The 13,009-nt window shown below is 31.0% G+C and carries 11 protein-coding genes and 1 tRNA gene; 1 reads left to right on the top strand and 11 read right to left on the bottom strand.

Translation table 11 applies throughout. The features are described 5' to 3' along the window. Positions 1-2: 2 nt before the first annotated feature. The 8 genes from Q4586_RS13550 to Q4586_RS13515 all read right to left on the bottom strand — a co-directional run bounded on the left by Q4586_RS13550 (position 3) and on the right by Q4586_RS13515 (position 7,424). Positions 3-77: transfer RNA gene (locus tag Q4586_RS13550), tRNA-Val, on the bottom strand. A gap of 61 nt (positions 78-138) precedes the next feature. Further along, positions 139-1,347: a bifunctional folylpolyglutamate synthase/dihydrofolate synthase gene (locus tag Q4586_RS13545; RefSeq protein ID WP_068704761.1), complete on the bottom strand. Its 1,209-nt coding sequence runs from the start codon at positions 1,345-1,347 to the stop codon at positions 139-141. A gap of 56 nt (positions 1,348-1,403) precedes the next feature. Beyond that, positions 1,404-2,228, bottom strand: coding sequence for an energy transducer TonB (locus tag Q4586_RS13540; RefSeq protein ID WP_303529855.1), 825 nt, complete (start codon positions 2,226-2,228; stop codon positions 1,404-1,406). Between the two features lie 2 nt (positions 2,229-2,230). Then, complete coding sequence (locus Q4586_RS13535; protein ID WP_068704765.1) at positions 2,231-2,623, bottom strand: ExbD/TolR family protein; 393 nt, start codon at positions 2,621-2,623, stop codon at positions 2,231-2,233. Between the two features lie 36 nt (positions 2,624-2,659). After that, complete coding sequence (locus Q4586_RS13530; protein ID WP_068704767.1) at positions 2,660-3,340, bottom strand: MotA/TolQ/ExbB proton channel family protein; 681 nt, start codon at positions 3,338-3,340, stop codon at positions 2,660-2,662. 110 nt (positions 3,341-3,450) lie between these two features. Beyond that, positions 3,451-4,923 carry a sodium/proton antiporter NhaB gene (gene nhaB / locus Q4586_RS13525; protein WP_303529850.1) on the bottom strand — a complete coding sequence of 491 codons (1,473 nt, stop codon included), beginning with the start codon at positions 4,921-4,923 and terminating at the stop codon, positions 3,451-3,453. 19 nt (positions 4,924-4,942) lie between these two features. Further along, entirely contained in the window at positions 4,943-6,175 is a 1,233-nt protein-coding gene (locus tag Q4586_RS13520) for a Glu/Leu/Phe/Val dehydrogenase dimerization domain-containing protein (RefSeq protein ID WP_068704771.1), read from the bottom strand. 193 nt (positions 6,176-6,368) lie between these two features. Beyond that, positions 6,369-7,424, bottom strand: a complete 1,056-nt coding sequence (locus Q4586_RS13515; RefSeq protein ID WP_068704773.1) for an anhydro-N-acetylmuramic acid kinase — start codon at positions 7,422-7,424, stop codon at positions 6,369-6,371. A gap of 90 nt (positions 7,425-7,514) precedes the next feature. Here Q4586_RS13515 and Q4586_RS13510 point away from each other — a divergent pair, with 90 nt between their 5' ends. Beyond that, positions 7,515-8,657, top strand: coding sequence for an acyl-CoA dehydrogenase (locus Q4586_RS13510; protein WP_068704775.1), 1,143 nt, complete (start codon positions 7,515-7,517; stop codon positions 8,655-8,657). Positions 8,658-8,831: 174 nt separating this feature from the next. Here Q4586_RS13510 and Q4586_RS13505 read toward each other — a convergent pair whose 3' ends face one another. Genes Q4586_RS13505 through pta form a run of 3 tightly spaced genes read right to left on the bottom strand, consistent with a single transcriptional unit; the run spans position 8,832 to position 12,903 of the window. Further along, a complete protein-coding gene (locus tag Q4586_RS13505) occupies positions 8,832-9,623 on the bottom strand; it encodes a tRNA pseudouridine synthase A (RefSeq protein ID WP_068704777.1) in 792 nt (263 codons plus the stop codon). Next, the gene (locus Q4586_RS13500; protein ID WP_068704780.1) at positions 9,623-10,804 is read right to left on the bottom strand and encodes an acetate/propionate family kinase; all 1,182 of its coding nucleotides are present in this window, start codon (positions 10,802-10,804) and stop codon (positions 9,623-9,625) included. Before Q4586_RS13500 ends, Q4586_RS13505 begins: the two co-directional genes overlap by 1 nt. Before the next feature lie 2 nt (positions 10,805-10,806). Further along, positions 10,807-12,903 (bottom strand): phosphate acetyltransferase, encoded by a 2,097-nt coding sequence (pta, locus tag Q4586_RS13495; RefSeq protein ID WP_068704782.1) that lies wholly within the window; start codon positions 12,901-12,903, stop codon positions 10,807-10,809. Between the last annotated feature and the right edge of the window lie 106 nt (positions 12,904-13,009).

Below are 13,009 nucleotides of genomic sequence, written 5' to 3'. Positions count from 1 at the left end.
TGTGGGCAATGAGGGATTCGAACCCCCGACCCCCTCGGTGTAAACGAGGTGCTCTGAACCAACTGAGCTAATTGCCCTCAATTGCGGGTGCAAATATAGTATTGTTTTAGAAAAAAACAACATTATTTTATTATAAATTTATAAAATTTCTGCAACAACAAATGTACTACCACCTATATATACTACATCATCTCTACTTGCTTTTAATTTCACTTCTTCAAAAGCCTGATTTACAGAACCAAAACACTCACCGTTTAAATTAAACATTGCTGCTTGATTTTTTAATATTTTTTCTGATAATCCTCGTGGAATATCTGGCTTGCAAAAATAATAAATCGCTTTTACTGGAAACATAGGTAAAATATCCTCCAAGTTCTTATCAGAAACCACTCCTAAAACAATATGTAACTTTTTATACTTTTCATTTTTAAGTTGTTTTAAAGTATAATGTAATCCTTCTTTATTATGCGCTGTATCACAAATTATTTTAGGTTCATCTTGTAAAACTTGCCAACGTCCTTTTAAATTTGTGTTTTTAACTACATTTAATAAACCGTTTTTTATATGTTCTTCTGATACATTAAACCCTTGTAATTGTTGAATAGCTTTTACTGCTGTCTTAACATTTTTAGACTGATAATCTCCCAACAAATCTGTTTTACCCGTAAAATCTTCGTCTGAGGCAAATACAATTTTAGTTTTACAAGCGGTCGCTTTATCTTTAAAAACAGGTGTTGTTTCTTGTTGTTTTTCTCCAATAACGACTGGTACTTTATTTTTGATAATTCCTGCTTTTTCAAAAGCTATCTCGGGCAATGTTTCTCCTAAAAACTGTGTATGATCTAATCCGATGTTTGTTATTACCGAAACTTCTGGAGTGATAATGTTGGTAGAGTCTAATCTTCCTCCTAAACCTACTTCAATAACTGCTATATCTACTTTTTGTTTTGCAAAATAATCAAACGCCATTCCTACTGTCATTTCAAAAAATGATACTTTTTGGGCTTCTAAAAACTGCTTATTTTCAAAAATAAATTCGACAACACTTTCCTGCGTTACTTCTACTCCATTTATTCGAATACGCTCGGTAAAATTTTTAAGATGTGGTGATGTATATAAGCCAACTTTATAACCTGCCTCTTGTAAAATAGCTGCAATCATATGGCTAGTAGAACCTTTTCCGTTAGTTCCGCCTACATGAATGGTTTTAAACTGCAATTCTGGGTTGCCTAAAGTATTAGTTAAGGCATTTATATTAGATAAATCTTTTTTAAATGCTGTTTTACCTTGACTTTGATACATTGGCAATTGCGCAAACATCCAATCTAAGGTTTCTTGATATGTCATAACTTATGGTTTATAAATTCTCGAATTTTATCGAGATGACATTTTAAAATGTTTAATTATTTTGAGAGTAAAAACTTGTAGATAATAGTTCCTCTTTGTTTTTTTGGAGCATTAGTCGTTGAATTCCACTTTGTTTTCATCGCGGCTTCTTTTGCTGCTTTTTCTAAACATGGCGCAGAACTAGTACTTCCTTTTATACCTCCTGTTTGTGCTTTGGTTACTTCTCCTTTTTGATTAACCTCAATACTCACCACTACAATTCCCTCTTCTTGACAATCTGGTTTTTTTATTGGTTTAGACAATGCTTTTCTTCCTGCTAAATTATAATTTCCGTCAGAACCGCTTCCTGAATTTCCGTAATATTTATTAGAATCAGGATCACCTTTTTTAGTTCCTTTTGTCCCTTGTTTTTTATCATCCCCCTCTCCTTGAGTTGTTCCCTTATCTGAGGTTCCATTTAACAAACTATTAAATGCATCGGCTACTTGTTTAGATGGTTTAGGATTTTCTTGAACTTTTTCTTTTTTTACAACCTCTTTTACCACTTTTTTTGCTTCTGATGATTTTTTTACCACTGAAATATCTTTATTAGAATTATCAGTAATTATATCCTCTTTAATTTCTTCTTTATCTGCTTCAACAACTTCTTCTTTGGTAACTTCTTCTTTTACTTCTTCCGCTATGCTAGTATCAAATTTAGTTTCTTCAACAGGTTCTCCACTACCTATATCTGAATTTCCAAAATTAACTACGATTCCATATTCAATTGGCGGATCTAAATATTGCATTCCGAAATTAAATACCCCAAACAATAAAAGTAATAGGATAAAGGCTGTAATAACAGCTGATTTTCGTTTATGTGTGGTTTCTAAAACTTGCATTCTTATTTACCCTTTACGGCTAAAATCATTTTTAATTTATTTTTATTGGCAATATCAATAATCTTCATTACGTTTTTATAAGGTGCATTTTGATCCCCTCTAATAACTATTGTTTTCTTTTTATCTACCCCTACTTTTGCAAGTATTTCCGCTTCTAGATTGTTTGTATTGACTTTTGTTTTATCAATATAAAAAGAAGCATCCTCTGTCACAGTAACTGCAATCGCCTTACTATTTTCTGTTTTACCTCCTGCTTTTGGCAATAAAACATCAATGGCACTTACGGTAACTAATGTTGATGTTAACATAAAAAAGATCAACAATAAAAAAACAATATCGGTCATTGACGACATGTTAAAGCTTGGATCAACTTTATTTCTTCCTTTTAAATTCATAATATTTCCTCAAAAAAATTAAAAGCTACTAAACGTTTATACTGGCTCATTTAATAAATCTAAAAACTCAACCGATTTCGCTTCCATTTGATACACCACTTTATCGGTACGCACTACTAGATGATTATAAGCTATATAAGCAACAATACCTACTATTAAACCTGCAACTGTAGTGGTCATTGCAGTATACAATCCGTCAGATAATAGTTTTATATCTATTTGCCCTCCTGAATTTGCAATTTCATGAATAGCAACAATCATACCGATTACCGTACCTAAAAAACCAATCATAGGAGCAGCTCCTGCTATTGTTGCAACGACAGATACATTTCTTTCTAATTGATACACCTCTAATTTCCCTGCATTCTCAATAGCTTTGTTAATATCATCTAAAGGTTTTCCTATTCTAGAAATCCCTTTACCAATTAATCTTGCCGTAGGTGTATTTGTGTTTTCGCATAATGCTTTTGCGCTTTCTATTTTTCCGCCTATAACATGATCTCTAATTTGATTCATGAAGTTCTTATCTACTTTTGATGCTTCTTTAATTGCAAAAAAACGTTCAAAATAAATATACAAGGCTACAGCTAACAAAACAAATAATAACCCGATAATCATTTGTCCTCCTAAACCTCCATCTTTAATTAATTGAATGATAGATAATGTTTTTTCTTCGGATATTGTTTCTTCTAAATTTTCTTGAATAAATAATAACATTAAATTACTTTTAAGTTTTAACTATTAACGGACTATTCTTTTATTAATTGTTTAAAAAAATCCTGAATCATTCAATTCAGGATTTTTTTAAAACTACTTTATATTATAGTTTAAGATAATAATAGTTTTACCATTACATATCCTAAACCACCCAATACGATTGTATAAGGTAATGCCATTTTAACCATTTTTCCGTAAGAAAGATTAATTAATGGTGCTAATGATGATGTTAATAAAAATAAAAATGCTGCTTGCCCGTTTGGCGTAGCTACACTTGGCAAATTGGTACCTGTATTAATTGCAATTGCTAATTTTTCAAAATGCTCTCTATCAATTATCCCACTTTTAAATGCACTTTCAACTTCTCCAATATATACTGTTGCTACAAAAACATTATCGCTTATTGCTGATAAAAACCCATTTGCAACATAAAAAAGTCCTGGTTGCGAAGCTGGATCTTGTGCTAAAGCCCACTGTATAATAGGGCTAAATAAGTGTTGATCATGAATCATTGCTACTATTACAAAAAACACAACTAACAAACCTGTAAACGGTAATGCTTCTTCAAATGCATGGCCTAATTGATGCTCGTCTATTATTCCCATAAAAGCAGTTTGCACAATAATCAAAGCTAACCCAATAAACCCTACTGGTGCTATATGCAGTGCCAAACCTGCGATTAATAATATTGCTGATACACCTTGAATTATTAAACCATATTTTTCTTTATCTGTTCGTTTTTCGTCCTCTTCAATTGTATAGTTTTCAATAATTTTAGCAGCCACCTTTGGTAACTTAGCTCCAAAACCAAACCAACCTGTTGTTTCTAACACAACTGTAGTTAACAAACCTGCAAACAAAACAGGAATAGTTATTGGAGCCATTTTTAGAAAAAATTGAATAAAATCCCATCCTACTCTTTCTCCTATCAAAAGGTTTTGTGGCTCTCCAACTAAAGTACATACACCACCTAAGGCTGTACCTACAACACCGTGCATTATTAAACTTCTTAAAAAGCTTCTAAATTCTTCTAGTGTTTCTCCACTTAATTCTTTTCTATCTAAAACTCCATCCCCATCATAATCTGCAGAGCTTGAATGAATTTTATGATAAACTCCATAAAAACCTACCGCTACACTAATTAAAACAGCTGTTACAGTAAGAGCATCTAAAAAAGCCGATAAAACAGCTGATAAAAAAACAAATAATAGTGATAAAATTACTTTTGATTTTATTTTAGTAAATACTTTACTAAAAATATACATCAGCAAAGGTTTCATAAAATAAATACCCGCTACCATAAATACTAAAAGCAATACAACTTCTAAGTTCTGATCTACTTCATGGTATGCATTTTTAGGTGTCGTTAACCCTAAAGCTATTGCTTCAATTGCTAACAATCCTCCAGATTGAAGAGGATAGCACTTTAATGCCATTGCTAGTGTAAAAATAAACTCTGCTATAAAAATCCATGCTGTTATTGTTTTCCCCAAAACAAACAAGGAAATTATATTAAAAATCAAAAAACAAATCATGGTCATTTTAAACCACTTAGGACTATTACCTAAAAAATATTTAAACATCGTATTTAATTTATAAGTTTTATATCAATTCTTTTAATGCGATTTCAAAGGCGGTTGAACAAATTTTTGTTTTCGACGCACTTTTTGTAAATGTTCTTTGTAGTGCTTTTTTTATAATGTTTGAGGTATCATCAAAAATAGCTTTATCTTCCATTGGTAAGGCTACCTTGGCTTCCATTAAGTAAGCAAAAACTCTTGCAATACCACAATTAGAAATAAAGTCTGGCAATAAACTTAAATGCTTATCCGTATATTCCATAATTGGACCAAAGAAAATTTCTTTATCTGCAAAAGGAACGTTTGCTCCTGGAGAAATCACTTCTAAACCAGTATCAATCATTTGTTGTACTTGTTCTTGAGAAACCAATCTTGAAGCTGCTGCTGGCACAAAAATCTCCGCTGGTAAACTCCAAATTTTAGCGTTAATTTCATCAAAAGGGATCATTTTATCGGCAACTAATTTATTACCATCTTTAGCTAAAAACAAAGCTTTCATTTCTTCCATAGAAAATCCGTTTTCATTTATAACTCCTCCTTCTCTATCTATAATACCAACAACTTTTGCTCCTAATTGCGTTAAATAATAAGCTGCTGCTGAACCTACGTTACCAAATCCTTGAACAATGGCTCTTTTACCCTCAACATTACCTCCGTAAATACTATAATAATGTTTTACAGCTTCGGCAACTCCGTAACCTGTTAACATATCTGCAACGGTATATTTTTTAGATAAATCTGGCGAAAATTGCTCGTCTTCAATCACTTTAATTACTCCTTGACGTAATTGCCCAATTCTGTTAATCTTATCAGCTTCGGTTGGTTTAAAGTGTCCGTTAAAAATACCTTCTTGCGGGTGCCAAACTCCACAGCTTTCTGTAATCGGAATTACATCTTTATCTGCATCTACATTTAAATCTCCTCCAGTACCATAATAATGTTTTAACAATGGTGTTACCGCTTTATACCAACGCTCTAAAACACCTCTTTTTCTTGGGTCATTAGGATCAAAATTAATTCCCGATTTTGCACCACCAATTGCGGGTCCAGAAACAGTAAACTTTACCTCCATTGTTTTTGCTAAAGATAAAACTTCATTTTTGTTTAATCCTTTACGCATTCTGGTTCCACCTCCAGCAGCACCACCTCTTAAAGAGTTTATTACAGTCCAACCTTCGGCTTCTGTTTCTTGATCTTTCCAATGAAAAACAATTTCTGGTTCTTTGTTTTCGTATATTTTAAGTAATTCTTTCATAATACTTTCTACTAAATTTTCAACTTTTGTTTATTATAATCTTTAAATCTTTTTAAATATGCTCTTCAAAGAAGTAGTTAAAGTTGTCTCATTTTTAAAAGTTTTTTAGTGGTTATATCCCTGATAAAAACAGGCAGTCACAAACTTACCATAAAAAAAATAATACGTCAAATTTTTTGATTTAAAATTACCGTTAATTAAAAATAACTCCCGACGAATGATCTTTTTTTGCACCTGTTACACTTTGTAAACAATTTACCTGATTTTCAACACGTAACAATCCTAAAAAAGCAAAAATTAATGCCTCTTTATAATTGATTAATTCGTTAGGCTGAATTTTAACTTTTCTTTCTGAATAATACGCTATTCTTTCCATCAAAAAAGAGTTAAAAACACCACCACCTGTTATTAAAACAAATTGGTTTTTAAAAATGATTTTCCCAATTTGAATAGCTACATGTTCTATAAAGGTTCTTAAAATTGTTGGAATATCTTCTTCTATTGAATCAATCATCGGAAAAATAATTGCTTGCACCCACTCTAAACCTAATGATTTTGGGGGAAATTTGTCATAAAAATCTAACTCATTAAGTTTTTCTAATAATTTTTTGTTTATTTTTCCTTTTGAAGCTATTTTTCCTTTATCATCATATTCAAGTCCGAGTTTTTGCACATAATGATTCAACACAATGTTTACAGGACAAATATCAAAAGCAATTCTTTTTTCGTTTTCTTTAAAAGACACATTTGCAAAACCACCTAAGTTTACACAAAAATCATAATTAGCAAACAATAATTCATCACCAATAGGAACCAAAGGAGCTCCTTGTCCACCTAGTTTAACATCCTGAGTTCTAAAATCGCACACTACTTTTTGTTTTGTAATTTCAGATAGTATTTTTCCGTTACCTATTTGCAATGTAATTCCATCATCTGGTTGATGTAAAATTGTATGTCCGTGAGAGGCTATAAAATCAATCTTAGTTATTTTATTTTTTTTGATGAATAAATTGATTTCATCACCTAATAATTCTCCATATTTAATATCTAAATCTTTTAGTTCATCCACAGAAAAACCAATAGCACTTTTCAATTTTTCTTTCCATTTATCGGTATAAGAAACAGTTTCAGAAGTTAGTATTTTAAAACTCTCATAATCTTTTTTATCAAACTGAACATACACTAAATCTATTCCATCTAATGAAGTGCCAGACATCAATCCTATTATATAATAAAAATCTTTATTCATAGTCTGTAAAAATAATAAAAGCCTATTGAAAATATGCTACGAAAACGATATCTTTGAGCTCATTTTTTACGAATATAATAATCATATATAATGGATTTTAGTTTAACAGAAGAACATTTAATGATTCGTGATGCAGCGCGTGATTTTGCACAAACCGAATTATTACCAGGAGTAATTGAAAGAGATAATGCACAAACCTTTCCAGATGAATTAGTAAGAAAAATGGGAGAACTTGGTTTTTTAGGTATTATGGTAGATCCTAAATACGGAGGAAGCGGAATGGATGCGATTTCTTATGTATTGATTATGGAAGAATTATCTAAAATTGATGCTTCTGCCTCTGTTATGGTTTCTGTAAACAATTCATTAGTTTGTTATGGTTTAGAAGCTTATGGTACTGAAGAACAGAAACAAAAATATTTAACAAAATTAGCTACTGGAGAGCAGATTGGTGCTTTTTGTTTATCTGAACCAGAAGCAGGATCAGATGCAACATCACAAGCAACAACTGCCGAAGATAAAGGAGATCATTACCTTATTAACGGTACAAAAAACTGGATTACAAATGGTGGTCGTGCTGATGTATATTTAGTAATTGCACAAACCGACCGTAGTAAAAAACACAGAGGAATCAACGCTTTTATTGTTGAAAAAGGAACAGAAGGTTTTCACGTTGGTCCTAAAGAAGATAAATTAGGTATTCGTGGTTCAGATACGCATACTTTACAATTTAACGATGTAAAAGTACCGAAAGAAAACAGAATTGGTGAAGACGGATTTGGTTTTAAATTTGCCATGAAAACATTATCAGGTGGACGTATAGGTATTGCTGCACAAGCATTAGGTATTGCATCTGGAGCTTATGAATTAGCTTTAAAATACTCAAAAGAGCGTAAAGCTTTTGGCACGGAAATTTGTAATCATCAAGCAATTGCTTTTAAATTGGCTGATATGTATACTGAAATTGAAGCGGCAAGAATGTTAGTTATGAAAGCTGCTTGGGACAAAGATCAAGGTAATAGTTTTGATATGTCTGGAGCTATGGCTAAGTTATACGCTTCTAAAGTTGCTATGGAACAAACTGTTGAAGCTGTACAAATTCACGGTGGTAATGGTTTTGTTAAAGAATACCATGTAGAGCGTTTAATGCGTGATGCAAAAATTACTCAAATTTATGAAGGAACTTCTGAAATTCAAAAAATTGTAATTTCAAGAGGTGTTATAAGAGATTAATTTCTTGTCACTATAAACTAAAAGTCCATCATTAATTTGATGGACTTTTTTTTGGGCGTTACCACAAGGGTCGCGTTTATAGTTTATCTTGAGCGAAGTCGAAAGGTACTCGCTTTTTGTTCATACTTCACAAAAGAGCTCAAACAAAACTTCAATCGCTAACACGTGTACTTATTATTCTAAATCTTTAAAATCTATTTTATGTAAATGTAAACCAGAAGCTGGAGCAATATTTTTTATAAATTCAATATCAGAAGTAGGATCTAAACTTAGTTTGATAAAATTCAAATCAAACTCTCCTTTACCTAAATCATGCAGTGCTCCCATAATTAAACGAATCTGATTTCTTAAAAAACCTTCACCTCTAACAACCAACACAAAACTCTCTTTCGGAAAAAAAGATGCTGTCAATTCAGTATTTTTTTCAATTCTACAAAATTGAATTTCTCTTTCAACCTTAGTTTCTTCGGTTGGCTTTGTACAATAGCGTTTATAATTATGAAAACCTTCAAATAATATTGCTCCTTCTTTCATCAAATCAACATCTAATTGCTCTCTGAAACGAGTTAAAAACGGAGCTGCATACGGGTGATTTTTTTCACCATAAGAAAAATAATAACGATATTCTTTTAACTTCGGGTGCTGAATTATATTAAAATCTCTATCAATATTTTCAATCTTTAAAGCTCTCATATCACCAGGAGCATTTGCGTTAAAATCTATCATAAATTCATCAAAATCTACTTTTTCATCAATAAATAATTGAAACGCAAAATGGCTTGCCGAAACTCTAGCATCTGTTCTACCAACTCCTAAACTTTTTAAACGAATACCTTTAAAAATAAACTTTAACGTTTTATCTAAAAATAAATGACCTGTTTTTAAATTTGGTTGTTTTTGCCATCCATGAAAACGGAAACCTAAATATTGAATCGTAACTAAATATGTATACTTGTAATTCATCATTATAATAAACCGAATGATTGTTTTGCTATTTCTAATTCTTCATTAGTAGGAATTACTAATATTTTTACACGCGATGCTTCTTTATGAATTTCTGTTAACTTTTTGGCTCTCATATCATTTTTACTTTCATCTAATTCAATACCAAAAAACTCCATAGCGTTACAAACTAATTTTCTTATGTAAACAGAATTTTCACCTATACCTGCAGTAAAAACAAGCGCATCCAAACCATTCATTGCAGCAATATACGAACCTATGTATTTTTTAATTCGGTATGCATTCATATCTAAAGCTAACTGACAGTCTGCATTTCCCTTTTCAGCTTCACTTTCAATATCACGTAAATCACTATATCCTGTTAAACCTAACATTCCGCTTTCTTTTTGCAACATCGTGTTTACATAATCAGCATCATATCCTAAGTTATTTATCAGGTAAAAAATTAATGAATGATCAATATCTCCCGAACGTGATCCCATAATTAATCCTGTAACAGGACCAAAACCTAAACTATGATCTATACTTTTTCCATTTTCAACAGCGGTAATACTACAACCATTACCTAAATGAACCGTAATTATTTTAGATTTTTCTGTACCTAAATATTCAATTGCTTTTTCTGAAACATATTTATGGCTTGTTCCATGAAATCCGTACAAACGAATTTTATCTTCTGTTAAAAATTTATTCGGAATCGCGTATTTGTATGCTTTAATAGGAATTGATTGATGAAAAGCGGTATCAAAAACTGCTACTTGTTTTGCGTTTGTAAAAATACTTTCGGCAACTTGTATGCCTTCTAAATTTGCTGGATTATGAAGTGGAGCTAAAGAAAATAATTCTTCAATCTTCTTTTTTACTTCATCGGTAACTAAGATCGTTTTTGTAAAGCTGCTACCTCCATGCACTACACGATGTCCTACGATTTGAATTTCATCTGTCGAATTTATAACACCTACTTTTTCATCTAACAATAAAGTAACTACTTTTTCTAAACCTACTTTATGGTTTTTAATTTCAAGGACTTCTTCAATATCATTGTCTGCTGATTTATAATGTACATTTCCTTTTTCTAAACCAATTCTTTCTATCAATCCAGCACAAACAACTTTTTGCTGAGGCATTTCAAACAATTGATATTTTATTGATGAACTTCCCGAATTTATTACTAATACTTTCATATTTATAGATCTTGTGCTTGAATTGCAGTTAAAATTATGGTGTTAAAAATATCATCAACCGTACATCCTCTACTTAAATCGTTTACTGGTTTATTTAAACCCTGTAACATTGGGCCAATCGCCAATGCTCCTGTTTCTCTTTGTACAGCTTTATAAGTATTGTTCCCTGTATTTAAATCTGGAAATATTAACACATTTGCTTGTCCGGCTACTTCTGAGTTTGGTAATTTCTTTTTTCCTACGGATGCATCTACTGCTGCATCATATTGAATTGGTCCTTCTATTTTTAAATCTGGTCGTTTTTCTTTAACAATTTCAGTTGCTCTTCTAACTGTATCAACATCTTCACCTTTTCCTGAAGCTCCTGATGAATACGATAACATTGCTATTTTAGGGTCTATTCCAAAAGCTATACTTGAATCTGCTGATGAAATTGCTATTTCAGCTAATTCTTCGGCCGTCGGATTTGGATTAATAGCACAATCGCCGAAAACAGAAACACGATCTTCTAAACACATAAAGAAAATAGATGAAACTACTGAAAATCCAGGTTTGGTTTTTACAAATTGTAGCGCTGGTTTTATAGTATGCTGTGTGGTATGTGCAGCACCTGAAACCATTCCATCAGCAAGGCCTTTATGTACCATCATTGTTCCGAAGTAAGAAACATCAGCCATTAAATCATCTGCCATAGCAGGACTTAACCCTTTATGTTTTCTTAATTCATATAAGGTCTTAGAAAAATCATCAAAATATTCAGATTCTATCGGATTAATTATTGCCGTTTTATTAAAATCAAAAGAAATATTTAACCTTTTTATTGATGCCTCAATATTTACTCTTTTACCTAAAAGAGTTAATGCTACAACATTTGTTTTTTGAAGCTGTGATGCCGCTATTAAAATTCTATCGTCACTTCCTTCTGGCAATACAATATGCTTTTTAACTTCTTTAGCTTTTTTTAATAAATTATACTGAAACATTCTTGGTGTAAGAATATCAGATCCTTTATAACTTGTTAGTTTTTCGTTTAAAGCCGTAACATCAACATACTTTTCAAAAATATTAATTGACATTTTTATCTTATCAACATTTTCGGCATAAATATGTGATCGCACATTTCCTAACCTAGTCGTCGTTTTAAAAGTACCTTCTTTTACCCATAAAATAGGAACAATTTTTTCAAGTCCATTTATTAATTTAATAATTGATGAATTTAACTCAATCCCTCCTGTTAAAACAATACATGAAATAGCAGGGTAATTTGTTGAAATATTTGCCTGTAAAGTTCCTAATAAAATATCTGAACGATCAGCAGGCGTAACCACAACACTTCCTTCCGTTAAATGATGTAAAAAATGAGACAATTGCATCGCTCCTACTTTAATGTCTCCAGTCGTATTATTTAAAAACTCTTTCCCAAACAATACAACAGCTTTAATTTCATTTAAAAACTCCTTTACCGTAGGATTATTTAATTTTTTATTAATTGGTATCGCATTTATTGAAACTGATTTAGGTAAGTTCTTACCAACTTCATTTAAAATAGTTTCAATATTTTCTTCTTCAATTTTATTCGCTACTACTGAAATTACCTGAACATCCTTATTCACAAACGAATCATATGTTAATCGCAAACTTTGAATAAAATCTTCTAATGTTTTTGAAACACCACCAGAAACAATAATTACTGGTATTCCAAGATTTTTAGCAATCAATACATTTAAATCCATTTCTATAATTGCACCATGATCAGAAAAATCTGTTCCCTCTACAATTACAAAATCATTTTCAGTTTCTAATTTTTTATATTTTTGAATAATTTTATTAAGAACATCATCCTCTTTATCATCATTCAATTTTTGAATTAAATCAGATCTTGTAAAAGCGTAACAATCTTCATAATCATTTTTTAAATTAAAATAATTGAGTATTGTATTTATATGATTGTCTCTTTTACCTTCAACAGTATTATCAATAATTGGTCTAAAATATCCAACTTTAGGCTTTTTTTTAAGCAACAATTGAATCAAACCAATACTTAACATTGATTTTCCAGAATTGGCTTCACTTGCTGCGATATAAATAGCTTTATTCATTTTTTTAATTTTAAGCAAAATTACTTTAAAAAAAATTAATCTTTTATGATAATTGTTAGTATAATCAATCCTTCTACTATTATAAAATAGCATTAGAATAATTAAT

Origin of the sequence: Tenacibaculum soleae (genome assembly GCF_030549005.1) — a bacterium.
Taxonomy (GTDB): domain Bacteria; phylum Bacteroidota; class Bacteroidia; order Flavobacteriales; family Flavobacteriaceae; genus Polaribacter; species Polaribacter soleae.
This window is presented reverse-complemented; position numbering and strand designations above follow the sequence as displayed.